General features: G+C 74.3%; 22 protein-coding genes and 1 pseudogene. 13 read left to right on the forward strand and 10 right to left on the reverse strand.

Features of this window, described 5'->3' with window-relative positions:
• Positions 1-157: 157 nt before the first annotated feature.
• Positions 158-1,720 (reverse strand): tetratricopeptide repeat protein, encoded by a 1,563-nt coding sequence (locus tag ACSNN7_RS19285; protein ID WP_436682221.1) that lies wholly within the window; start codon positions 1,718-1,720, stop codon positions 158-160.
• 267 nt (positions 1,721-1,987) lie between these two features.
• On the opposite strand from ACSNN7_RS19285, the gene serA reads away from it, so the two are divergent.
• On the forward strand, positions 1,988-3,586 hold the full coding sequence (serA, locus tag ACSNN7_RS19290) for a phosphoglycerate dehydrogenase (protein WP_436682222.1): 1,599 nt from the start codon (positions 1,988-1,990) through the stop codon (positions 3,584-3,586).
• A 63-nt stretch (positions 3,587-3,649) separates the two neighbouring features.
• Here the strand turns inward: serA and ACSNN7_RS19295 are convergent, their stop codons facing one another.
• Entirely contained in the window at positions 3,650-4,006 is a 357-nt protein-coding gene (locus ACSNN7_RS19295; protein WP_436682223.1) for a hypothetical protein, read from the reverse strand.
• 358 nt (positions 4,007-4,364) lie between these two features.
• Entirely contained in the window at positions 4,365-5,240 is an 876-nt protein-coding gene (locus ACSNN7_RS19300) for an FAD:protein FMN transferase (RefSeq protein ID WP_436682224.1), read from the reverse strand.
• A 222-nt stretch (positions 5,241-5,462) separates the two neighbouring features.
• On the opposite strand from ACSNN7_RS19300, the gene ACSNN7_RS19305 reads away from it, so the two are divergent.
• Positions 5,463-6,494 (forward strand): 3-isopropylmalate dehydrogenase, encoded by a 1,032-nt coding sequence (locus tag ACSNN7_RS19305; RefSeq protein WP_436682225.1) that lies wholly within the window; start codon positions 5,463-5,465, stop codon positions 6,492-6,494.
• A 220-nt stretch (positions 6,495-6,714) separates the two neighbouring features.
• Entirely contained in the window at positions 6,715-7,812 is a 1,098-nt protein-coding gene (locus ACSNN7_RS19310) for a branched-chain amino acid aminotransferase (RefSeq protein WP_436682226.1), read from the forward strand.
• Between the two features lie 89 nt (positions 7,813-7,901).
• Here the strand turns inward: ACSNN7_RS19310 and ACSNN7_RS19315 are convergent, their stop codons facing one another.
• From ACSNN7_RS19315 to ACSNN7_RS19330, 4 genes and pseudogenes are all read right to left on the reverse strand, one after another.
• Complete coding sequence (locus tag ACSNN7_RS19315) at positions 7,902-8,597, reverse strand: tyrosine-protein phosphatase (RefSeq protein WP_436682255.1); 696 nt, start codon at positions 8,595-8,597, stop codon at positions 7,902-7,904.
• 103 nt (positions 8,598-8,700) lie between these two features.
• Positions 8,701-9,159, reverse strand: coding sequence for a PRC-barrel domain-containing protein (locus tag ACSNN7_RS19320; RefSeq protein ID WP_436682227.1), 459 nt, complete (start codon positions 9,157-9,159; stop codon positions 8,701-8,703).
• Between the two features lie 110 nt (positions 9,160-9,269).
• Positions 9,270-9,749 (reverse strand): annotated as a pseudogene (locus tag ACSNN7_RS19325) (carboxymuconolactone decarboxylase family protein); the annotation flags it as partial.
• A 1-nt stretch (position 9,750) separates the two neighbouring features.
• Positions 9,751-10,311, reverse strand: a complete 561-nt coding sequence (locus ACSNN7_RS19330) for a peroxiredoxin (RefSeq protein ID WP_436682228.1) — start codon at positions 10,309-10,311, stop codon at positions 9,751-9,753.
• Between the two features lie 365 nt (positions 10,312-10,676).
• On the opposite strand from ACSNN7_RS19330, the gene cimA reads away from it, so the two are divergent.
• A complete protein-coding gene (cimA, locus tag ACSNN7_RS19335; RefSeq protein ID WP_436682230.1) occupies positions 10,677-12,260 on the forward strand; it encodes a citramalate synthase in 1,584 nt (527 codons plus the stop codon).
• Between the two features lie 50 nt (positions 12,261-12,310).
• On the opposite strand, the gene ACSNN7_RS19340 is transcribed toward cimA, so the two are convergent.
• On the reverse strand, positions 12,311-13,297 hold the full coding sequence (locus tag ACSNN7_RS19340) for an endonuclease/exonuclease/phosphatase family protein (protein ID WP_436682231.1): 987 nt from the start codon (positions 13,295-13,297) through the stop codon (positions 12,311-12,313).
• A 351-nt stretch (positions 13,298-13,648) separates the two neighbouring features.
• Between ACSNN7_RS19340 and ACSNN7_RS19345 the strand changes: the two genes are divergently transcribed.
• The 9 genes from ACSNN7_RS19345 to ACSNN7_RS19385 all read left to right on the forward strand — a co-directional run bounded on the left by ACSNN7_RS19345 (position 13,649) and on the right by ACSNN7_RS19385 (position 20,164).
• Positions 13,649-14,179, forward strand: a complete 531-nt coding sequence (locus tag ACSNN7_RS19345; RefSeq protein ID WP_436682232.1) for a hypothetical protein — start codon at positions 13,649-13,651, stop codon at positions 14,177-14,179.
• A gap of 176 nt (positions 14,180-14,355) precedes the next feature.
• Positions 14,356-15,405: an AAA family ATPase gene (locus ACSNN7_RS19350; RefSeq protein ID WP_436682234.1), complete on the forward strand. Its 1,050-nt coding sequence runs from the start codon at positions 14,356-14,358 to the stop codon at positions 15,403-15,405.
• Positions 15,402-16,406 carry a DUF58 domain-containing protein gene (locus ACSNN7_RS19355; RefSeq protein ID WP_436682236.1) on the forward strand — a complete coding sequence of 335 codons (1,005 nt, stop codon included), beginning with the start codon at positions 15,402-15,404 and terminating at the stop codon, positions 16,404-16,406. The genes ACSNN7_RS19350 and ACSNN7_RS19355 overlap by 4 nt, the downstream gene beginning before the upstream one ends.
• Entirely contained in the window at positions 16,403-17,362 is a 960-nt protein-coding gene (locus ACSNN7_RS19360) for a VWA domain-containing protein (protein ID WP_436682237.1), read from the forward strand. Before ACSNN7_RS19355 ends, ACSNN7_RS19360 begins: the two co-directional genes overlap by 4 nt.
• A 31-nt stretch (positions 17,363-17,393) precedes the next feature.
• Entirely contained in the window at positions 17,394-18,257 is an 864-nt protein-coding gene (locus ACSNN7_RS19365; RefSeq protein WP_436682238.1) for a S1C family serine protease, read from the forward strand.
• 107 nt (positions 18,258-18,364) lie between these two features.
• Positions 18,365-18,673 (forward strand): hypothetical protein, encoded by a 309-nt coding sequence (locus ACSNN7_RS19370; protein WP_436682239.1) that lies wholly within the window; start codon positions 18,365-18,367, stop codon positions 18,671-18,673.
• Between the two features lie 9 nt (positions 18,674-18,682).
• Positions 18,683-19,108: an alternative ribosome rescue aminoacyl-tRNA hydrolase ArfB gene (arfB, locus tag ACSNN7_RS19375; protein ID WP_436682240.1), complete on the forward strand. Its 426-nt coding sequence runs from the start codon at positions 18,683-18,685 to the stop codon at positions 19,106-19,108.
• Positions 19,109-19,157: 49 nt separating this feature from the next.
• Positions 19,158-19,547, forward strand: coding sequence for a DUF4180 domain-containing protein (locus ACSNN7_RS19380; protein WP_436682241.1), 390 nt, complete (start codon positions 19,158-19,160; stop codon positions 19,545-19,547).
• Positions 19,548-19,588: 41 nt separating this feature from the next.
• Complete coding sequence (locus ACSNN7_RS19385; RefSeq protein WP_436682242.1) at positions 19,589-20,164, forward strand: GNAT family N-acetyltransferase; 576 nt, start codon at positions 19,589-19,591, stop codon at positions 20,162-20,164.
• Between the two features lie 16 nt (positions 20,165-20,180).
• Here ACSNN7_RS19385 and ACSNN7_RS19390 read toward each other — a convergent pair whose 3' ends face one another.
• The gene (locus ACSNN7_RS19390; protein WP_436682243.1) at positions 20,181-21,059 is read right to left on the reverse strand and encodes a 3-methyladenine DNA glycosylase; all 879 of its coding nucleotides are present in this window, start codon (positions 21,057-21,059) and stop codon (positions 20,181-20,183) included.
• 34 nt (positions 21,060-21,093) lie between these two features.
• On the reverse strand, positions 21,094-22,581 hold the full coding sequence (locus ACSNN7_RS19395) for a hypothetical protein (RefSeq protein WP_436682245.1): 1,488 nt from the start codon (positions 22,579-22,581) through the stop codon (positions 21,094-21,096).
• Between the last annotated feature and the right edge of the window lie 66 nt (positions 22,582-22,647).

The following is a 22,647-nucleotide window of genomic DNA, read 5'->3' on the forward strand; positions in this document are numbered from 1 at the left end:
TGAGGTGATCCTCCGGCAGAGGCGACGGGCGGGCCCCCCCCGGGGGGGCCCCGCCGCGACGCGGCTCGCGACCCGACGCTCTCCCCGGCGTCGGGTCGCGGGCCGCGTCGGCTTTCCGGCGGTCGGATCGACGTGCGGGAGCTGCGCCGGCCTGCCGTCACGCTGCGTGCGGTTCTTCGGGAGTCCCGGCTCCGGGCCCGGTTCCGGCAGAGCGGACGGCCTCCGCCTCGGCGGCCGTCCGGTCCGCCTCGTGCCGGCGGCCGAGGCGGGCCAGGAGCGCGGCGAGGTCGCCCAGCGCCCGGGCCAGCGGCCCCCGGTGGGTGTCGCGGTCCCCGGCGAACAGGTCGCGGCGGACCGCCACCCCCTCCTGCAGCAGGTCGCTCGCGCCGAGCGCGTCCCCGGCACCGTCGACCGCCCGGCCCAGCTCCACCAGGGCGTCGGCGAGCAGGTCGCGGTAGCGGGGGTCGGCCCCGGCCAGCCTGCGGGCCAGCTCCACCGCCTCCCGGCCGGCCGCGAGGCCGGGCTCCGCCGCCGCCACCGCACAGGTCACCGCCAGCGCGCGGACCAGCCGGGGCCACCACACCTCCGGCAACTGCTCGGAGTACGCCCGGCAGAGGGCGACCGCCTGCGCGGCCGACGCGGCGGCCGACGCCGGGTCACCGGCGGCGATCCGCAGCTCCGCCAGGTCCAGCAGGGCCCGGGCGAGTACGTGGGCGTCGACGTCGCGGGCCAGCTCGACCGACTCGGTCAGCTGGTGGAGCGCCTCGTCCCGCCGGCCCGTCCGGGCGAGCACCGCGGCCAGGGTGAGCAGCGCGTCGGCCAGCCCACCCGCTCGGCCCGGCGGCCCGGCCGCCGCCTCCACCCGCCAGTGCCCGACCGCCTCCTCGGCGGTGCGGCGGGCCCGCTCCGGATTGCCCAGGGCGTCCTCGCAGCGCGCCATGATGCTGAGCATCCGGCCCAGTCGCGGCCGGGAGGGCGGGTGCAGCCGCAGCCAGAGCGGCGCTCCCAGCTCGGTGTGGACCTCGGCGAGCAGCGTCAGCGCCTCGTCGTGCCGTCCCGCCGCGACCAGCGACTCGGCCAGGCCGATCGCCAGCTGGTGGCCGGCCGGGGCGAACCGGGCCCGGCGGAGCAGGGGCAGCGCCCGGTGCCGCGCCATCGCCTCCCGCCGGACGGCCAGCGCCTCCTCCGGCCGGCCCAGCGTCGCCTGGCAGTCCCCGATCACGCCCAGCGTCAACGCCGAACGCACCCGCTCGTCGGCGTTGCGTGGCCCGATCCGCCGCCAGATCGCCCGGGCGCCCAGTGCCGGCGGCAGCGCCTCTCGTACCGCACCGCAGGCGTGCAGGTTCACGGCCGCCAGGCGGCGGGCCTCGGCGAGCACGAGCAGCGCGTCGCGGTCGGTGGCGTCCTCGACGTACCCGATCGCCTCCCGGCACTGCGCCTCGGCCGACGCTGCGGTGCGGTCGTCCGGCACGGCGGCCTGCGCGACCAGCGCCCGGGCGAGGCCGGTGTGGTGCCGGCCGGGCTGCCGCTCGTCCAGCCGGCGGTAGAGCGCCACCGCCTCGTCGGCGGCGGCGGTGCGCCGCGCGGTGGCGGCGGCGGTCCAGCGGCTGCCCACGTGTCGGGACCGGGTGACCAACGCCTCGGCCAGTCGCGGGCCGAAGCGGAGGGGTGCGCGCCGGGCCAGCCGGCGCAGCAGCGCGATGCGGACGGTGGATGACACGGCCGGCTCCCTCCCCGCGGGGATGCTGGGCTCCGTTGTATCCGGGTCACGCCACCGCAGCGGCGGGTGAACGCGAGATGACGGGCGTGCGACGACGCTGTGTGAGGGCGCTCACCCCGCAGTCCGGGGCACGCCGGCCGGTGCGGCACCTACCATCCCTGATAGGTGCGTTGCCGGCACCTAACCGGCCATGGCTCGGATCAGCGCAGGGCGCAGCGCGGCGTCCCGACGCCCCAGGCCGACCGCATACGACGTCTACGAGGACCGATGAATCCTGTCGTACTGATCGCCGAAGAACTCGCCCCCGCCGCCATCGAGGTGCTCGCCCACGACTTCGACGTACGCCACGTCGACGGCACCGATCGCCCGGCCCTGCTCTCCGCGCTCTCCGAGGCCGACGCGGTGATCGTGCGCAGCGCCACCCAGATCGACGCCGAGGCGATCGCGGCCGCGCCGCGGCTCAAGGTGGTCGCCCGGGCCGGCGTCGGTCTGGACAACGTCGAGGTGCCGGCCGCCACCGCGCGGGGCGTCATGGTCGTCAACGCTCCCACCTCCAACATCGTCTCCGCTGCCGAGCAGGCGGTCGCGCTGCTGCTCGCCGTCGCGCGCAACACCGCCGCGGCCAGCGCCGCCCTCAAGGCGGGGGAGTGGAAGCGGTCCAAGTACACCGGCGTCGAGCTGCAGGGCAAGACCGTCGGCGTGGTCGGCCTGGGCCGCATCGGCGTGCTCTTCGCGTCCCGCATCGCCGCCTTCGGCACCCGGCTCATCGCGTACGACCCCTACATCCAGCCGGCCCGGGCCGCCCAGCTCGGCGTCCGCCTGGTGGGCCTGGAGGAGCTGCTGCGGGAGAGCGACTTCATCTCCATCCACCTGCCGAAGACCCCCGAGACCGTGGGCCTGATCGGCGAGAAGGAGCTGGCCGTCGTCAAGCCCGGCGTCCGGATCGTCAACGCCGCCCGCGGCGGCCTGGTCGACGAGCAGGCGCTGGCCGACGCGATCGCCGAGGGCCGGGTCGCCGGCGCCGGCGTCGACGTGTACGCCAAGGAGCCCTGCACCTCCTCGCCGCTGTTCGCCTTCGACAACGTGGTGGCCACCCCGCACCTGGGCGCCTCCACCCACGAGGCGCAGGACAAGGCCGGCCTGGCCGTGGCGAAGAGCGTCAAGCTGGCGCTGCAGGGCGAGTTCGTGCCGGACGCGGTCAACGTGCAGGCCGGCGGCGTGGTCGCCGAGGACGTCCGCCCGCTGCTGCCGCTGGCCGAGAAGCTGGGCCGGGCCTTCACCGCCGTCGCCGGCGGGGTGGCCGCCAGCGTCACCGTCGAGGTGCGCGGCGAGATCGTGAGCCACGACGTGTCGGTGCTCAAGCTCGCCGCCACCAAGGGGCTGTTCAGCTCGGTGGTGGAGGAGCAGGTCACCTACGTCAACGCGCCGCACCTGGCCGCCGAGCGGGGCGTCGAGGTGACCCTGGTGACCCAGGCCGAGACGGTCGACCACCCCAACCTGGTCACCGTGCGCGGTGCGCTGCCCGACGGCCGTACGGTCAGCGTCTCCGGCACGGTCACCCACACCGGCACCCGGGACGTCATCAAGCTGACCGAGGTGGACGGTTTCGACGTGGAGATCGGCGCGGAGGGCATCCTGCTCTTCCTGCGCTACGTCGACCGGCCGGGCGTGGTCGGCACCGTCGGCACCCTGCTCGGAGAGGCCGGCGTCAACATCGCCGCGATGCAGGTGGCCCGGCGGGAGGCCGGCGGCGAGACGCTGATGACCCTCACCGTCGACCAGGCCCTCGGGGCGGACCTGCTCACCTCGGCGGCCGACTCGATCGGCGCGGCCTCGGCCAGCGCCGCCGACCTGCGCGACGAGTAGTACCCAGGCACGACGCATCGGGGGCTCGGCCGACTCGGCCGGGCCCCCTCGTCGTACGGCGGGTCAGCCCGCGACCCGCGACGGCGGCGGATAGACCGAGCCGTCCTGGGCGTCGAAGAGCATCAGGTCGTGCTGGCCGGCCAGCCGCTCGATGTCGAGCAGCACCTGGTCCTCGCAGGTCGGTACGAGGTTCAGCTCGACGTGGTCGTTGGCCGCGTGCAGCGGCGCGACCTCCCACGGCGTGCCCGGTACCGTGCGCCGGTCCGGGTAGCTGGCGGTGATGGCCCGGTAGAAGGCGACGACCCGCGGGTCGGGGTGCCGGTCGTCGTGGCGTCCCTCGCGGCACCGCCGCACCGCCGCCCGGACGTCCTCCGCTGTGGCCCCGTCAGGCAGGGCCCACACGCTCAGATCGAAACTCACGGCGGACAGCGTGCCATCCGTCGTTCACCTGCCCGCAAGTGACCCGCCGACGAGCGACGCCGAAGGTGACGCGAGTCCGTCCGCGACGGTCCGCTGTGGAGACTCTTGCGTCGAGTTGCGTCGATTCGCTAGCGTACCGGTGCGGTTGCCGGCCGAGTGGGAGCGTTCGGCCCGTCTTCGGGTGACGAGGTCAGGTGTTCCGGCCGACCGGTCCGCACCCCTCGATTGCGCGAGCCACGCGCACTCGTCGCTGACCGGCCCCCACGGTCGTTGCCGAGACCGTGGGGGCCGATCGCGGGCCCGCCGACCGCGCCACCCGTGGACCCCCTCCACGGATCGGCCGGCGTGCCGCCGCGGCTCAGCGGCGCCGGCCGGCGAAGAGCGCCCGATATCCCGAGCCGTTGCGGAACCAGGCCAGCCCGGTCGGGCCGGCCGCGTACAAGGCCGTGGCGTAGGCGTCCGCCACCGCCAGGTCGGGCCCGACGACGGTGGCGGCGAGCAGCTGGTCGGCCGGTTCGCCGGTGTGCGGGTCGACCACGTGGTCGCGCCGGCCGGTCACCCCGGAGGTGCCCACCGCGCCGGCCGTCATCTCCAGCACCAGCGGGGCACGCCGGGCGTCGGTCGGGTGGTGCACCGCGACCCGCCACGGCCCGCCGTGCGCGGCGTGGCCACGGACGGTGAGGTCGGCGCCGGAGAGCACGGCGTAGTCGTGGATGCCGGCGGCCCGCAGCCGGGCCGCCGCCCGCTCCACCGCCCAGCCGTTGAGCAGGCCGCCGGGATCGAAACCGCCGGGTACGGCCCAGGCGTCGAACCAGCCGTCGGTGGCGGCGCGCATCGCGGCGCAGCGGTCCACCAGGTCGGCCAGGGGCGGGTACGAGTCGGGTGCGATCTCGCCCCGGCGCAGCCGGGAGACCAGGCTGTCCGGCCGGCCGGGGCCGTAGGTGAGGTCGATGGCGCGCAGCTCGGCGACCGCGTCGCGCAGCGCGTCCCCGACGAGCCGGCGGCCGGCGTGTTCCGGGGCGTTGAGCAGGAGCGAGTACTCGGCGGTGCTGGTCCGCACGGTGTGCTGCACGGCGATCCGGTCGCCGGTGGCCTCGCCGGTGCGGTCGAGCCGGTGGCTGCCGGTCCCCAGTCGCAGGTCCGGCCGGCGCCGGGTGAACATCGCCTGTTCGACCCATCGGGTGCGGGGCTGCTCGTTCGTCCCGGCCGGTCGGTACCGCTGGTCGATCCGCATCACACCTGCTCCTTCGCCGACGGTGCCGCAGCGCCGCGGCCAATTCCGTCCCGGGCCCCCGTGACCCGTTCGTCATCGACCATAGGCAGCGGAGATGACCGCACCATGAATGTCGCCTGGGAGCATCCTGAGCATTCTGATTTCCCGGATGTTGGAAGACGCGTACCGGGAGGCGGGACGGCGACGTACCGTGCACGAGAGCGACGAGGTGAGGAGCGCCAGGTGGCACGGATCGCGGTGGTGGCCGGGGACGGTATCGGACCTGAGGTGGTCGCGCAGGCCCTCAAGGTCCTCGACGCCGTGCACCCCGGCATCGAGGCCACCCGCTACGACCTCGGCGCGGCGCGCTACCACCGCACCGGTGAGGTGCTGCCCGACAGCGTGCTGACCGAGCTGGCCGGCCACGACGCCATCCTGCTCGGTGCCGTCGGCGACCCGTCCGTCCCCCCGGGCGTGCTGGAGCGCGGCCTGCTGCTCAAGCTCCGCTTCGCCTTCGACCAGTACGTCAACCTGCGCCCGTCGCGGCTCTGGCCCGGCGTGCCGGGCCCGCTGGCCAGCGTGAAGCCCGGCGAGGTCGACCTGGTGGTGGTCCGCGAGGGCACCGAGGGCCTGTACGCGGGCGCCGGCGGCGTGCTGCACCGGGACACCCCGGCCGAGGTGGCCACCGAGGAGAGCCTGAACACCCGGCACGGGGTCGAGCGGGTCGTCCGGGACGCCTTCGCCCGGGCCGCCCGCCGGGAGCGCCGCAAGGTCACCCTGGTGCACAAGACCAACGTGCTGACCCACGCCGGCTCGCTGTGGGCGCGCGCCTTCGCGGCCGTGGCCGCCGAGCACCCGGACGTGAGCACCGAGTACCAGCACGTCGACGCCGCGGCGATGTTCCTGGTCACCCAGCCCCAGCGCTACGACGTGGTGGTCACCGACAACCTCTTCGGCGACATCCTCACCGACATCGCCGCCGCGGTCACCGGTGGGATCGGGCTGGCCGCCAGCGGCAGCATCAACCCCGACGGGACGTACCCGTCGATGTTCGAGCCGGTACACGGCTCGGCGCCGGACATCGCCGGCAAGGGCCTCGCCGATCCGGTGGCCGCGGTGCTCTCCGCCGCGCTCCTGCTCGACCAGCTCGGCCACGCCGATGCCGCCGCGCGGGTGACCGCCGCGGTCGCCGTCGAGCTGGCCGCCCGTACCCCGGGCGTACCGCTGCGCACCGAGGAGGTCGGCGACCGGCTCGCCGCGCACGCCGTGGCCTGACCGGCCACGTCGCACGCTGCGCCGCCCCGGGTTCGCCAGAGCCCGGGGCCGGCCGCGTCCACCCCGCCGCCGTCGGCGCTCACCCCCGCGACGCCCCTTGCGGGGTTGCCGATCGGCGGGGGCGGAGCTATCCGCTGAACGACCGTTCGGGGTAAGTTTCTGGCACCAGTGATTCGGCGGGCGGTCCCGCACGCCGTCAACCCGCAGGGAGGTCAGCGCGATGAGCGGTGGTGACAAGCTCGATTTCGAGATCCGTCCGAATCCCGCGCCGGTATCCGCCGCCGACCGGGCCGCCCTGCTGGCCAACCCGGGCTTCGGCCGGGTCTTCACCGACCACATGGTCACCATCCGCTACGCCGAGGGCAAGGGCTGGTACGACGCCCGGGTCGAGGCGCGCGCGCCGATCCCGATGGACCCGGCCAGCGCCGTGCTGCACTACGCGCAGGAGATCTTCGAGGGTCTGAAGGCGTACCGGACGGCGGACGGCGCGGTCACCATGTTCCGCCCGGAGGCCAACGCCCGGCGGTTCATCGCCTCCGCGAAGCGGCTGGCCATGCCGGAGCTGCCGGCGGAGACGTTCGTCGAGTCGCTGCGCCGGCTGGTCGAGATCGACCGGGACTGGATCCCGGACGGGCCCGACGCGAGCCTTTACCTGCGGCCGTTCATGTTCGCCAGTGAGGTCTTCCTCGGCGTCCGCCCGGCCAACGAGTACCTCTACTGCGTGATCGCCTCGCCGGCCGGCGCGTACTTCGCCGGCGGCGTCAAGCCGGTCACCGTCTGGGTCTCCCCGGACTACACCCGCGCGGCCCCCGGCGGCACCGGCGCGGCGAAGTGCGGCGGCAACTACGCCGCCTCGCTGGCCGCCCAGGCCGAGGCGATCGAGGCCGGCTGCGACCAGGTGGTCTTCCTCGACGCGGTGGAGCGCCGGTTCGTCGACGAGCTGGGCGGCATGAACGTCTTCTTCGTCTACGACGACAACACGCTGGTCACCCCGCCGCTGACCGGCACGATCCTGCCCGGCATCACCCGGGACGCGGTGCTCACCCTGGCCGCGGCCTCCGGGCACCGCGTCGAGGAGCGGCCCATCAGCTTCGCCGACTGGCAGGCGGACGCCGCCAGCGGCCGGCTGCGGGAGGTCTTCGCCTGCGGCACCGCCGCCGTGATCACCCCGATCGGCCGGGTGCGCTTCCCGGACGGGGAGTTCCTCATCGGCGGGGGCGAGCCGGGCCGGTCGACCATGGCACTGCGCGAGCAGCTGGTGGCGATCCAGCGGGGCGAGGCCGAGGACCCGCAGGGCTGGGTGCAGCGCGTCCTCTGACCGATGCCGACGTCCGCCGGCCCGCCGCGACAGCGGCGTGGCCGGCGCTCGGCCGTTGCGGCGTCACCGGGTCGCCGTGCGGCGTCGCGTCACTCCAGCAGGTGGGTCCGGAGCGCGGTGAGCTGCTCCTCGGTCACGCCGGCGTGCCGCAGGTAGCCCTCGACCGAGCCGTGCCGCAGGCGCAGTTCCGTCAGGAATAGGGTCATCGCCTCGGCGGGGGTGGTCAGCGGCGGCAGCCCCGGCGGGAACTGGTGGCCGGTGCTGGCGAACCAGGCCTGGAACCGCTCCGCGGCCTCGGTGCTCAGCGCGTAGTCGGTGGCGATCTCGGCGTCGGGGACCCCGAGCACGGCCAGGGTCAGGCCGCAGACGAGACCGGTGCGGTCCTTGCCGGCCACGCAGTGCACCAGCACCGGGGCGTTGGACTCGTCGGCGATCACCCCGACCGCCTCGGCCAGCCCGGCGGCGCCCGTCTCGGCCAGGGCGGCGTACCGGTCGGCGAGGTAGCGGGCCAGATCCGTGTCGTGCTGGTAGGGGTTCTCGCCCCAGTCGACGTGCTCCGGGTGGATGTGCCGGTACGCCAGCCCGTCCAGCTCCGGTACCCGGCCGTCGCGCTCCACCTCGGACGGGCGGCGCAGGTCGATGACGGTCCGCACGCCGAGCGCGGCGAAGGCGTCCCGGTCCGCGCCGTCGATCCGGTGCGGTGAGTCGGAGCGGTAGAGCCGGCCCCAGCGGACGGTGCGACCGTCGTGGCCGGGGTAGCCGCCGACGTCGCGGAAGTTGAACATCACGGAGAAGGGGATTCTGCGGTTGACCTCTTCGATGGCGTCCACGCTGACACGGTAACGGCCGGTGGGGTCTGACCCCACCGGCCGTCACGCCTCGGATCGCTCAGCGCGCGGTGCCCGGGGGCAGGTTGCCGTAGGTCTCGTCGTAGTAGCCGCCCAGCTCGTCGCGGTAGGCGGGGTCGCTGTGGCTGGTCTCGTCGTACTCCGGAGCGGCCTTGATCTGGTCCTTGCCGCGGTCGACGTAGACCTTCCGCTCGTCGTGGTCGACGTGGTTGACGGTGCCGGCCGGCAGCATGACCTTCTTGCCGAAGATCCACGGCCCGGTGTCGACGACCAGGTAGCTGCCGCCGACCTCGTGGCTCGCGTCGTCGATCTTGCCGATGCTGCCGTCGGTGGCCTCGACCTTGTAGCCGACCAGGTCGGCGTCGGCCACCCCGGCCTCGTCCCGGTAGCTCCACGGGTTGAAGGCGCCCGCGGGCGCACCTCCGGCGAAGGCTCCCTGACCGCCGTCGAGCACCGGCTCGGTCGTGCCGTGCGTGCTGTGCGGGTCAAGCCTCTCCATGGGTAACTCCTGTCCCGACTGTCCTCGTCGTTCGCCAGGGTTCGTCTTCCGTGTCCGGAAACGAGGTACCCGGAGCGGCCCCCTCCCACACGCCGCGGCCCGGAAACGACGGCGGCGATGCGCAGCCCCTCGTGCACCTGCTCCCGGGTGTACCCGGCGGCGCGCAGCGCCTTCTCGTGCGACTCCAGGCAGACGCCGCAGCCGGTGATCGCCGAGACGGCGAGGCACCAGAGCTCGAAGTCACCCTTGTCCACGCCGGGCCGGGCGATGATCTGCATCCGCAGCCGGGCCGGCATCGAGGCGTACTGCTCGTCGCCGATGAGGTGCTTGGCCCGGTAGTAGACGTTGTTCATCGCCATGATGGCGGCGGCGCCCTTGGCCGCCTCGACCGCCTCCGGCGTGAGGTGGGCGGCCGCCTCGTCGACGATCTCCTTCAGCACCACCGGGTTGCGCGCCGCGACCGCGCAGGCCACGGCGGTACCCCAGGCCTGCTCCGGCTTCAGGGTGGAGGTGCCGACCGTGGAGCCGAGGTTGAGCTTGATGTCCTTGGCGTACTCGGGCAGCGCCGCCTTGATCGCGTCCAGGCCCATCTCAGGCACCGGCGCCGGCGAGCAGCGCGGTGGCGTCGAGGGTCTCGCCGCCCTTGTTCCAGTTGCACGGGCACAGCTCGTCGGTCTGCAGGGCGTCGAGCACCCGCAGCACCTCGGAGACGTTGCGGCCGACCGACCCGGCGGTGACCATGGCGAACTGGATCTCGTTGTTCGGGTCGACGATGAAGGTGGCTCGCTGCGCCACGCCGTCCTCGCCGAGCACGCCGCACGCCGAGGTCAGCTCGCGCTTGATGTCGCTGAGCATCGGGAAGGGCAGCTCGCGCAGGTCCGGGTGGTCCTTGCGCCAGGCGTAGTGGACGAACTCGTTGTCCACCGATACGCCGAGCACCTGGGCGTCGCGGTCGGCGAACTCGTCGTTGAGGCGGCCGAACTCGGCGATCTCCGTCGGACAGATGAAGGTGAAGTCCTTCGGCCAGAAGAAGACCACCCGCCACTTGCCCTCGTGGGACTTGTGGTTGATGGTCTCGAACGCCTTGTCGGCGTCGAGCGAGACGCAGGCGGTGAGTTCGTACTCAGGGAAGCGGTCACCGACAGTGAGCACGGGTCCTCCTTGGCAGCGGCTTGTCAGCGGCACGAAGCCGGTAACTTGATCGGTTCCAGATACTTCCGCAGCGCCGTTTCCGCCTGGTGGCAGCCGGGCGACTTGTGAAGTCGATCACGAGCGGCCCGTTGGGTCCCGGCGGCGCCGGTGGACCGGGTGACGGGCACCCTGCGTCACCGTCCCGGTATATGGATTGTTCCTCCCAAAACCAGGGGTGGGGTGGCAGAGTGACGATCGTGACCAGCACCGCCCTGATTATTGGCAGCTAGCGCGCCGGCTTCCCCTCCGCCGAGCGCGCAGACCTCCCGCATCCGCGGGGGGTCTTTTTGTTGCCCCCGCCCGAGGTCCGTGAGGAAGGCACTCCCATGACGTTCCAGGTGTACGACACGACGCTGCGCGACGGCGCCCAGCGTGAGGGGCTCACCTACTCGGTGGTCGACAAGCTGGCCGTGGCGCGGCTGCTCGACGAGTTCGGGGTGGGCTTCATCGAGGGCGGCTGGCCGGGAGCGGTGCCCAAGGACACCGAGTTCTTCCGCCGGGCGCGTACCGAGCTGGACCTGCGGCACGCGGTCCTGGTCGCCTTCGGCGCCACCCGCCGGGCCGGCACCACGGCGGCGGCCGACCCGCAGGTGCAGGGGCTGCTCGACGCCGAGACCCCGGTGGTGGCCCTGGTCGCCAAGGCCGACCTCCGGCACGTCGAACGGGCGCTGCGCACCACCGGCGCGGAGAACCTGGCGATGATCCGGGACACCGTCACCCACCTGGTCGCCCAGGGCCGGCGGGTCTTCGTCGACGGCGAGCACTTCTTCGACGGTTACCGGCACGACCCGGCGTACGGCGCCGCGGTGGTGGAGACCGCGCTCGCCGCGGGCGCCGAGCGGTTCGTGCTCTGCGACACCAACGGCGGGATGCTGCCGTCCCACGTCACCGCCGCGATCGCCGATCTGACCGCGCGCACCGGCCTGGCCCCGGAGCTGTTCGGCATGCACGCCCAGAACGACACCGCCTGCGCGGTGGCCAACACCGTCGCCGCCGTCGAGGCAGGAGTCCGGCACGTCCAGGGCACCGCCAACGGCTACGGCGAGCGCCCCGGCAACGCCGACATCTTCGCTGTCGTCGCCAACCTCCAGCTCAAGCTCGGGCTGCCCGTCCTACCGGAGGGCTGCCTGGAGCAGATGGTGCGGGTCTCGCACGCCATCGCCGAGATCGCCAACATCGCCCCCGACACCCACCAGGCGTACGCCGGGGCCGCCGCCTTCGCCCACAAGGCCGGGCTGCACGCGAGCGCGATCAAGGTCGACCCGTTGCTCTACAACCACGTGGATCCGGCGGTGGTGGGCAACGACATGCGGATCCTGGTGACCGAGATGGCCGGCCGGGCCAGCGTCGAGCTCAAGAGCCGCGAGCTGGGCCTGGACCTGGCCGGCCATCCCGAGACGCTGTCGAAGGTCACCAGCCGGGTCAAGGAGCTGGAGGCGGGTGGGTGGTCGTTCGAGGCGGCCGACGCCTCGTTCGAGCTGCTGGTCCGCTCCGAGCTGCCGGATGCGGCGCCGCCCCGGCCGTTCGCGTTGGAGTCGTACCGGGTGCTGGTCGAGCACCGCGAGGACGGCGCGGTGGTCTCCGAGGCCACCGTCAAGATCCGGGTACGTGGCGAGCGGGTGATCGCCACCGCCGAGGGGAACGGCCCGATCAACGCCCTCGACGAGGCGCTGCGGGTCGGCCTGTCCCGGCACTACCCCGAGCTGCGCGACTTCGAGCTGGCCGACTACAAGGTGCGCATCCTGGAGGGCAGCCACGGCACCGGCGCGGTGACCCGGGTGCTGCTGGAGACCGCCGACGGCACCGGACGGGACTGGACGACGGTCGGCGTGCACCCCAACGTGGTGGAGGCGAGCTGGCACGCCCTGGTCGACGCGCTCACCTACGGTCTGGACCGCGCCCGGGTCTGAGCCGCCGTGGTCCGACCCGCCCGGGTCTGCGCCGCCCCGACCTGGCCGGGTCAGGCCGCCGGCAGGCGCAGCTCGGCCAGCACCGCGCGGTGGTCGCTGCCGGGCACCGGGTGCACCGAGACGGACCGGACGGCGATCCGCCGGTCGACCAGGACGTGGTCGATGGTGACCGGGGGGATGGGGTCGCCGTCGTACGGGCCCCAGGTGCCGCGCAGCCCCGCCCCGGCGGCGTCGGCCGCGTCCACGTACCCGCTGGCGAGCAGGGCGCGCAGCGGGGCGTGGTCGAGGGTGGCGTTGAAGTCCCCGGCGAGGATGCTCACCGGGCCGTCCGGGGTGGCTCGCGGCTGCGCCCGCAGGTCGGTGAACCACTCGTCGACCACCTCGACGCCGTACGGCGCGGCCGGGTGGGCCGACTCGACCCGCACCGGGGGCGCCCCCGGCGCCGCCACCGTGGCGTACGCCTGGGTGAACTGGAAGCCGACGTTGCGCCGGAAGCCGCCGCCGGCGAGCGGCCAGCGGGCGTAGAGCCCGGAGCCGGTGGTGCCCACCTCCGGGTTGAGCTGCCGGTGGGGGAGCAGTTCGGCCAGGCCTTCCCGGTCGAGTGCGGCGCTTGCCTCAGGGGTGAACTCCTGTACCGCCAGGACGTCCACCCGGTGCCGGCGTACCAGGCCGACCAGCGTGCGCGCGTCGGCGCTGCCCTTGAGCAGGTTGGCGGTGAGCAGCCGCAGTTCCGGTCCGCCGGCCGCCGGCTGACCGGAGGCGATCGCGCGAGGGGCGACCGTGCCGAGCAGCGCCAGTGCCACCACCGCCGCGACCGCCGCCGGCCAGCGCCGCCGCAGGGCGAGCGCCAGCACCACCGGCACCAGGCTCCAGGCCGCGACGTACGGGGTGAAGGCGACCGCCTGCACCAGTGGCCCGCGTTCCAGCCCGGCCAGGCGGACCAGCGCCCAGGCGGCCCCGGGGGTCACCGCCAGCCAGCAGAGCGGCAGGGCTTTCGACCCGTGCGTGGTCCGGGCCGGCGCCTCGGTGGTGATCATGAGCGTCAGACTAGCGCCCGCGCCGATGCCACCGGGGGCGCCACGCCATTTCATGAATGGTGCCGCCTTCATCTCTCACGATTTCGGAGATCGCCGCAGAAAATGCGGACGAGCGTGATCGACTATTGACGCTCGGCTTTTTGTCCTGCTACCTTCCTCCTGGTTGTGGCGCCCACAACGGAGCGTAGTAACACCAGCTCAGCCGGGGTAAAGAATGTTGAGAAGTCAACATGCCTGGTGCGGATGAAAGCGCATCGCTTTCGTCAACCCGGCTCGTCCGCAACAATCATCCGGCTCGCCCGAAAAGGTGCGTCGGCCGTATCACCACGGTCAGAAAAAGGGAGACCTGTCATGGCCACATTCTTCAGGCGCAAGGCGGCGGCGGTGACGCTCGGCGTCCTGGCGCTCACCCTGGCCGGCGGGGGAATCGCCGCCGCCCAGCCGACGACCAAGGCCCCGGCCGAGGTCAGCCAGCCCGGCGTCCGGCAGCCCGGCGGCACCACCCAGCCGCCCGTCTCGGCGGAGGACGCGCGCAAGGCCAAGGCGGCGATGCAGCAGGGTGCGACCCTGGCCGCGCCGCCGACCGCCGGCGCCGTCGCCTGGGCCGTCGTCGCCTCCAACGGCACGCTGCTGCAGCGTTCCGCCAACGTCGTGTCCACCACCAAGTACGGCCCCGGGCAGTACCAGGTGCTCTTCGACTACAACGTCACGCGCAAGGCGTTCGTGGCGACCATCGGCACGAACGACCCCAACAACGTCCCGCCCGGTGGCGAGGTGTCGGTCGCGCCGCGCTACCTGACTCCCAACGCGGTTTTCATCCAGACCCGGACCTCCGGTGGCACACCGGCGGACCGCCCGTTCCACCTGATCGTCGCCAACTGAGCACACCGCCGACCGGTGCCGGTCCCCGCGTGGGGGCCGGCACCGTCTGGTGTGGAACGCACCGTCGCGGCCCGTCGGCGAGGTAACGGGCGGCTCGTCCCGCTCCGGGTGGGAAAGGGCCTCCCAGGGGGTGATATTCCGACGTTTGCCGGGGGTCCGCCCGGGAAGCAAGCACCGTGACGGACATCTCGGACACCCTGGCCAGCCTGCCCAGCCCGGCCGATCCCGATCCGGCGGGCAACGAGCTGGAACAGACCCTCTTCGAGGTCAGACGCGTGATCGTCGGGCAGGATCGGCTCGTCGAGCGCCTGCTCACCGCACTGATCGCCGACGGGCACTGCCTGCTGGAGGGCGTACCCGGTGTGGCCAAGACGCTGGCCGCGCAGACCCTCGCCACCGTCGTGGGTGGCACCTTCTCCCGGATCCAGTTCACCCCCGACCTGGTCCCCTCCGACATCGTCGGCACCCGCATCTACCGGGCGTCGAAGGAGACCTTCGACATCGAACTGGGCCCGATCATGGCCAACCTGGTGCTGGCCGACGAGATCAACCGGGCCCCGGCCAAGGTGCAGTCCGCGCTGCTGGAGGCGATGGCCGAGCGCCAGGTCTCCATCGGCGGCCGGAGCTGGCCGGTGCCCGAGCCGTTCCTGGTGCTCGCCACCCAGAACCCGATCGAGTCCGAGGGGGTCTACCAGCTCCCGGAGGCGCAGCGCGACCGGTTCCTCATGAAGATCGTCGTCGACTATCCGAGCGACGCCGACGAGCTGGCCATCCTCTACCGGATGAGCACCGACCGGCCCCGCGCGCACCAGGTGCTCGACCCGGGGCGGCTGCGCGGGCTGCAACAGCGCGCCGAGCACATCTTCGTGCACCACGCGATCGCCGAGTACGTCGTCCGCCTCATCCTCGCCACCCGCGACCCGGGCCGCTTCGGCCTGCCCGACATCGCCCCGCTGCTGGCGTACGGGGCGAGCCCCCGGGCCACCCTCGGCCTGGTCGCCGCCGCCCGGGCCCAGGCGTTGCTGCGCGGCCGGGAGTACGTGCTGCCGGAGGACGTCCGCGAACTCGCCGTGGACGTGCTGGCCCACCGGCTGGTGCTCTCCTTCGACGCGGTGGCCGACGGGGTCTCGCCCGAGGCGCTGGTGCACCGGCTGGTGCAGGCGGTGCCCCCGCCCATGCTGGCCACCGCGCAGCCCGAGCAGGCCCCCGACCTGGCCGCCGCATGAGGCGCCCCGCCGCGCCGGCGCCCGCCGGACCGGGCCTGGCCGACCTCACCGGGGACCAGCGGTTGCGCCGGCTGGAACTGACCGTGACCCGGCGGCTCGACGGGCTGCTCCAGGGCCAGCACCGGGGCCTGCTGCCCGGGCCGGGCAGCGAGATCGCCGGCAGCCGGGAGTACCGCCCCGGCGAGGACGAGGTGCGCCGGATGGACTGGGCGGTCACCGCCCGCACCACCGTGCCGCACGTCCGCGAGGTCGACGCCGACCGTGAACTCAGCACCTGGCTGCTGGTCGACGCCAGCCCCAGCATGGAGTTCGGCACCGCCGAGCTGGACAAGCGGGAGCTGTCGGTGGCGGCGGTCGCCGCCGTCGGCTTCCTCACCGCCGGCACCGGCAACCGGCTCGGCGCACAGGTGCTCACCGCGGCCGGGCTGCGCCGCTTCCCGGCCCGCAGCGGCCGTACCCATCTGCTGGGCCTGCTCCGGACGTTGCTGGCCGCCCCGCGTACCGGCGAGCACGACGAGCGGACGGTCCCGCCCGAACCACCCGACCTGGCGGCGGCGCTCGCGGCGGTGCAGCGCGTCGCCACCCGGCGCGGCCTGGTCGTGGTGGTCTCCGACTTCCTCGACGGCCTGCCCGAGCACCACGACGAGCCGACCCCCTGGGAGCCGGCGCTGCGCCGCCTCGCCGCCCGGCACCAGGTGCTCGCCGTCGAGATCACCGACCCGCGCGAGCTGGAACTGCCGGACGTCGGCCTGATCACCCTGGTCTGCCCGGAGACCGGCCGACGGCGGGAGGTCTGGACCGGCGACGAGGCGCTGCGCCGGCGCTACGCCAGCGCGGCGGCCGCCCAGCGCGAGCAGGTACGCCGGGCACTGCGCCGCTCCGGTGCCACCCACCTGGTGCTGCGCACCGACCGGGACTGGACCGCCGACGTGGTGCGCCACGTACACGCCCAACGCCGTCTGGCGGCCGCGCCGGCCGCCGCCCGGGGAGGTGCCGCGTGACCTGGCAGTCGCCCGCCCGTCTCCTGCTGCTGCTCGGCGTGCTCGCGCTGGCCGGCGGCTACCTGCTCGCCCAGCGCCGGCGCAGCCGGTACGCCGTGCGCTTCACCAACCTGCGGCTGCTCGACCGGGTCGCGCCGACCCGGCCCTCCTGGCGGCGGCACGTGCCCGCCGGACTCTTCCTGGCCATGCTGGCGCTGCTCGTGGTGGGCTTCGCCCGGCCGACGGCGGAGGTGCGGGTGCCCCGGGAACGGGCCACCGTCATGGTGGCCGTGGACGTCTCCACCTCGATGCTCGCCACCGACGTGGAACCGGACCGGCTCGCCGCCGCCAAGGAGGCGGCCCGGAAGTTCGTCGACGGCCTGCCCGACGAGTTCAACGTCGGCCTGGTCGCCTTCGCCGGCAGCGCGGCGGTGGTGGTGCCGCCCGGCACCGACCGGGAGGCGCTGCACGAGGGGATCGACCGGCTCGCCGAGGGCATCACCGGGGTGCAGGGCACCGCGATCGGCGAGGCGATCAGCGCCTCGCTCGGCGCGGTCAAGAGCCTGGACTCCAACGCGGCGAAGCAGCCGCCGCCGGCCCGGGTCATCCTGCTCTCCGACGGGGCGAACACCTCCGGAATGGACCCGATGGAGGCCGCCGCGGCGGCCGTGACGGCGAAGGTGCCGGTGCACACCATCTCCTTCGGCACCCCCGGCGGGTTCGTCGACCGCGGCGGCCGGCCGATCCAGGTGCCGGTCGACGGGCACACCCTCAAGGCGGTCGCCGAGGACACCGGGGGTGGCTTCCACTCCGCCGGCAGCAGCGAGGAACTGCGCGAGGTCTACGAGGACATCGGCTCCTCGGTCGGCTACCGCACCGAACGACAGGACATCTCCGCCCGGTTCATCGGCCTCGGGCTGATGTTCGCGATGGGCGCCGCAGCCGGGTCGATGCGGTGGTTCTCCCGCCTGCCCTGAGCCCGCCGGAGCGACAGTGAGGAGCGCACGCATGGCAGTGCAGACCGGACTGGGCGAACCCCGGGGACCCTGGTTCGTCTCGCCTGAGCTGGGGCCGGACGGCCGGCCCCGGTGGGACGTACCGGGGGCGGGACAGGACCCGTCGCGACGGCGCCGGAGCGGCCGGCTGCTGGCCGCGGCGGCGGTGGTGGCGCTCTCCACCGTCTCCGGCGCGGCGGCCGGCGGCTGGGTGGCCGGCCGGGACGGTGGCGCGGGGCCGACGGCGGCGTCCGCCGCACCGGTGCCGGCGGAGCTGGTGACCGCCGCGCAGAAGACCGTGCCGGGCGTGGTGTCGGTGCTGGTGGGCGGCGGCGGGGCCGGGTCCGCGTCCGGCTCCGGGTTCGCCATCGACAACCAGCAGCACATCATCACCAACGACCACATCCTCGCCAAGGGCGGCACCGGCGGGGTGATGGTGGAGCTGAACGACGGCCGGCGGTTCCCCGCCGAGGTGGTCGGCCGGGAACCCGGCAGCGACCTCGCGGTGCTGCGGGTGCCGGCGGCGGCCGGGCTGGCGCCGCTGCCGCTGGCCAAGCCGGGCGCCACCCGGGTCGGTGAGCCGGTGCTGGCGGTCGGTTCCCCGCTCGGCCTGGCCGGGACGGTCACCGCCGGCATCGTCAGCGCGCTGGACCGCCAGGTACGCCTCGGCACCCTGCGGCGCAGCGCGGTGCAGACCGACGCCTCGATCAACCCGGGAAACTCCGGGGGGCCGCTGGTCAACGCCCGGGGCGAGGTGGTCGGGGTGAACACCGCGATCGCCACCATCGACGGCACCGGCTCGATCGGCATCGGTTTCGCCATCCCGATCGAGCAGGTGCAGCAGACCGCCGACACCATCATCGGCAAAGGCGGCTGAAGCCGGGCGGGCCAGGACCGGGCGGTCGTAACGGTAAAACTGTCGGATACCTGGCGTGGAACCATCGGCCCATAGAAATATCACGCTGAGTATGGATACTGGCGTGGGTGGAGCTTCCTCTCATAGCGGTCCTGCTGGCGGTGGGACTCTTCGTCGGATGGGGCGTGGGCGTGCAGTACGCCCGGGCCAAGCGCGGCTGGACCGACTACAAGGCCGCCAAGAACGCGGTGCCCGGCGCCCGCAGGACCGCCTGGCTGCTGGTCCGGGCGGTCACCACCAAGGTCGGGGTCATCGCGCTGCTGCTCGTCGGCGCGGTCGCGTACGCCGCCGTCGGCCCCGACCACGACCGTGCGGAACCGGGGCCGAGCCCGTCGCCGAGTTCATCCGCCACCCACGGTGCCCCGAAGGGGCGCTAGCCTCGGGGCGTGGACGACGGACTGCGGGTGACCGACCGGTGGATCGTGCCCGCCGCCGAGCTGCGGGAACGGTTCTCCCGGTCGTCCGGGCCGGGCGGGCAGGGGGTCAACACCACCGACTCCCGGGTGGAGCTGAGCTTCGACCTGGCCGCCTCGCCCAGCCTGCCGCCGGCCCTGCGGGCGCGGGCGCTGGACCGGCTGGCCGGTCGACTGGTCGACGGCGTGCTCACCATCGCCGCCAGCGAACACCGCGCCCAGCTCGCCAACCGCGAGGCGGCCCGGGAGCGGCTCACCGCGTTGCTGCGCGAGGCCGTCGCGCCCCCGCCACCGCCCCGGCGGCCGACCCGCCCGTCGCGCGGCGCGAAGGAACGCCGGCTGGCGGAGAAGAAGCGCCAGTCGCAACGCAAGCGGGACCGCCGGGTCGACGGCGACTGAGCGGGAAATCCGGTGTGCCGCCCCGCGAGGAGTGCCTAGGCTGGCCGGCATGTCCACCGACACCCTGGTCACGCTGCACGGCCGTACGCTGCTCGCCTGCGCCCCCGACGGGCCCCGGCTGTGCTCCGGCGGCGACGCGCTGGACGTGATCGGCGAGGCGCTCGGCCAGGGGGCGGAGCTGGTGGTGCTGCCGGTCCGGCGGCTCGCCGACGAGTTCTTCACCCTGCGTACCGGGGTGGCCGGTGAGCTGGTGCAGAAGTTCGTCAACTACCGGCTGCCGGTGGTCGTGGTCGGCGACGTCTCCGCGCACGTCGCGCGCAGCACCGCCCTGCGGGACTTCGTCACCGAGTCCAACCGGGGCCGGCAGCTCTGGTTCGTCGACACGATGGCGGAGCTGGAGGAGCGGCTGCGCCACCGCGACCAGGGGGCCACCGGGTAAAGCGGTTGAGGGCGGCGGGCGGGCTGCCGACAATTCGTCCGGTGACCGCCCCCGACTTCGCCACCAAGCCCACCCTCGCCGGCGACCTGGTGACGCTGCGCCCGTTCGTCGACGACGACGTCGCGACCTTCCGGTCGGCGCTGGCCGACCCGGAGCTGGCCCGGCTGACCGGCAGCCCGCCCGACGAGATCGACGAGGAGCGGCTGCGCTCCTGGTACGGCAGCCGCAACGCGCAGACCGACCGGCTCGACCTGGCCGTGGTGGAGAACGCCACCGGGGCCTGCGTCGGCGAGGTGGTGCTGAACGACTGGGACCCGCACCACGCCAACTGCAACTTCCGCACTCTGCTGGTGGCCGCCGGGCAGAACCGTGGCCTCGGCACCGAGGCGGTACGCCTCGTCGTCGGCCACGGCTTCGACCGGCTCGGACTGCACCGCATCTCGCTGGAGGTGTTCGCCTTCAACCCGCGCGCCCGCCGGGTGTACGAGAAGGTCGGCTTCATCGCCGAGGGTGTGCTGCGGCAGGTGCTGCGCGACGGCGACGGCTGGGTGGACGCCACCGTGATGTCCATCCTCGCCCCCGAGTGGGCGGCCCACCGGGGTCACCCGGAGCGGTGAGCCCGGCCGGTCGCGGTCAGCCGGCGAGGAGCCGGTCGCACTCGGCGATCAGACGCGCGCGCAGCGGGGCGCCACGCTCCGCGAACGACCGCTGCGCCTGCACGTACTCGTGCCGGCCCTCGACCGTCTCGACCAGCACCGGCGGGTAGCCGAGCGCGGACAGGTCGTACGGGGAGGCCCGCATGTCCAGCGTGCGGATCTCCCGGGCCAGAGCGAAGCACTCCGCCACCAGCTCCGAGGGCACCAGCGGGGAGAGCTTGTACGCCCACTTGTAGAGGTCCATGTTGGCGTGCAGGCAGCCCGGCTGCTCCAGCGCGTGCTGGCTCTCCCGGGTCGGGCTGAGCAGGTTCAGCGGGCGGGCCGGCGCGGTGAAGAACCGGTACGCGTCGAAGTGGCTGCACCGTACGCCCCGCTCCTCGACGACCGCGGCGGTGCGCTCCGGGCTCAGCCGCAGCGGCCAGGCGTTGTGCCGGACCTCCTCCTGGGTCTGCCGGTAGACCATCGCCCACTCGTGCATGCCGAAGCAGCCGAGGTGGGCCGCCCGGCCGGCGGTCGCGGCGAGCAGGTCGCGGATCCAGGCGAGGGAGTCGGCGCGCCGCGCGCGTACCCGGTCGGTGTCGAGGGTGACCCCGGCGGCGTCGGCGCGGTAGTCCCCGCCGAACTCGGCCGGGTCCGCGTCGCGCAGCACCACCCCCGCGCCCGGGTGCCAGCGGCGCAGCTGGGCCGGCCGGTGCGAGTAGTAGGTGAAGAGGAAGTCCTCGACCGGGTGCCGGACGCCGCCGCGCCGGCGGGCCAGGTGCGGCGTCAGCCACGCGTCGACCCGGGCGACGTGCGCGGCCCGGCGGGCCTGCCAGTCGGCCGCGTCGAGGGCGGCGGGTGCGAGGGCGGCGGTCACGCACCCCAGGGTACGACCGCCGCCCGGCTGCCCGTCAGGGCACGTCCACCCGGACCCCGGCGGAGAAGACCCCGCTGCGCAGCTCCAGCTGCTCCGGCTTCTGCGCCCCGTTGAGCGTGAACACCAGCGGCAGCACCACCCGGTTGCCGGCCGCGACCGGCTGGGCGAAGACGTCCCGGCCCAGGTTCGCCAGCCGGGTGGCCGTCTCGTCGGTGCTGACCCAGTTGCCCCCGGGCAGGTAGGCGCGCTGGAGTTCGCCGTGCCAGGTCTGCTGCTCGGGCGTGACGTTGCGCACGCCGACGGTCGCCTGGCACCGGCGTCCCGTCCCGCCGGCGGTCTCGCACTTCACCCGGTAGACGGTGAACTCGAACGCCCTCTCGCGGACCGGCACGCCGACGCCGGCGGTGACGCTGCGGCCCATCCAGGCGCCGCTGGTCGGTTGTTTCGTGGTGTCGATCGCGGCGACCTGCTGGGTGGCCGTCCACGCCGCCGCGAAGACCACCCCGGCCAGGATCGCCACGGCCACGCCGACGACCATCCAGACCGGTGGGGTGCGGCGTCGCCCGGATCCGCCGGGCGCGGCCGGACGCGGGTAGACGGTGCCCCCGCCGGGAGCCGCGGTCCCGCCCGCGTACTCCGGACTGCCGACGGCGGTCGGGCCGGCACCGGTCGGCTCGACGCCGCTGCGTCGCCGCCGCGCCCGCTGCCACCACCAGGCGCCGCCGAAGGCGAGCACCAGCAACGCGGCCAGCGCCGCGGCGAGGATCGGCGGCCGGCGCCAGGCCGGGGCCGCCTCCTCCACCTCGGCGGCCGGGGCCGCGGCGGCCTGCCAGGTGGCGGTGGCGCAGTCGTACGGCCGACTGCCGTCGCTGGTGAACGCGCAGGCCGGGGCGGTCACCGACCGGCCGGGCGCGGTCGCCGCCAGCGCGGTGTCCAGCGTCGTGGTGCTGCGCGCCGGCAGGCGGAGCCGCCAGGTCACCTCGTCGGTGCCGGTCCCGGTGGCCCGGTCCACCCGGCCGCCCGCGCTCACCGCGGTCGTCGCCGCGCCGGCGGGCAGTTCCTGCCGCACGGTGGTGTCGACCGGCAGGATGCTGTCGTTGCGGACCCGGATCCGGTAGCCCGGCACCGGTGTCCCGGCCGGCGCCACCGTCACGGTGACCGGCGGGGCCGGCCGTGGCGCACCGGGATTGGCGGTGGTGGCCATCCCCGGCGCCGGCGCCCGCGGTGTCACCGGGGTCACGGCCCCGGTCGCCGCCGCCCCCGGTGCCACCGGTGCCGCGTGCCCCGCCGGTGCGGCGGGAGCGCCCGGCGTGGCCGGGGGGACGGGTGCGGGTGTGGCCGTCGGGCCGGCCGGCGCGTGGACCGCCGGTGTGGCCGTCGGGCCGGCCGGCGCGTGGACCGCGGGTGCGGCCTCGACCCTGGTCGCGGGTGTCGCCGTCGGCACGGCCGGCACGGCGGCGAGGACGCCCAGGCCGTTCACGATCACGGCGAGGGTCCTGTGGTGTCGTCTCGATGCAGGCATACGAACGAACCTCCGGAGCCGACGGTAGGGGCGGCGAACCTCCGGCCGGGTACGAAGTGCCGAAGC

This window comes from Micromonospora sp. URMC 105 (assembly GCF_051386295.1).
GTDB lineage: Bacteria > Actinomycetota > Actinomycetes > Mycobacteriales > Micromonosporaceae > Micromonospora.

Coding starts and splice junctions, on each gene's coding strand:
- ACSNN7_RS19315 (WP_436682255.1), bottom strand. CDS start 8,597: ATGTTCAACTTCCGCGACGTCGGCGGCTACCCCGGCCACGACGGTCGC.
- ACSNN7_RS19355 (WP_436682236.1), top strand. CDS start 15,402: ATGAGGCGCCCCGCCGCGCCGGCGCCCGCCGGACCGGGCCTGGCCGAC.
- ACSNN7_RS19345 (WP_436682232.1), top strand. CDS start 13,649: ATGGCCACATTCTTCAGGCGCAAGGCGGCGGCGGTGACGCTCGGCGTC.
- ACSNN7_RS19320 (WP_436682227.1), bottom strand. CDS start 9,159: ATGGAGAGGCTTGACCCGCACAGCACGCACGGCACGACCGAGCCGGTG.
- ACSNN7_RS19310 (WP_436682226.1), top strand. CDS start 6,715: ATGAGCGGTGGTGACAAGCTCGATTTCGAGATCCGTCCGAATCCCGCG.
- ACSNN7_RS19300 (WP_436682224.1), bottom strand. CDS start 5,240: ATGCGGATCGACCAGCGGTACCGACCGGCCGGGACGAACGAGCAGCCC.
- serA (WP_436682222.1), top strand. CDS start 1,988: ATGAATCCTGTCGTACTGATCGCCGAAGAACTCGCCCCCGCCGCCATC.
- ACSNN7_RS19395 (WP_436682245.1), bottom strand. CDS start 22,581: ATGCCTGCATCGAGACGACACCACAGGACCCTCGCCGTGATCGTGAAC.
- ACSNN7_RS19340 (WP_436682231.1), bottom strand. CDS start 13,297: ATGATCACCACCGAGGCGCCGGCCCGGACCACGCACGGGTCGAAAGCC.
- ACSNN7_RS19365 (WP_436682238.1), top strand. CDS start 17,394: ATGGCAGTGCAGACCGGACTGGGCGAACCCCGGGGACCCTGGTTCGTC.
- ACSNN7_RS19380 (WP_436682241.1), top strand. CDS start 19,158: ATGTCCACCGACACCCTGGTCACGCTGCACGGCCGTACGCTGCTCGCC.
- cimA (WP_436682230.1), top strand. CDS start 10,677: ATGACGTTCCAGGTGTACGACACGACGCTGCGCGACGGCGCCCAGCGT.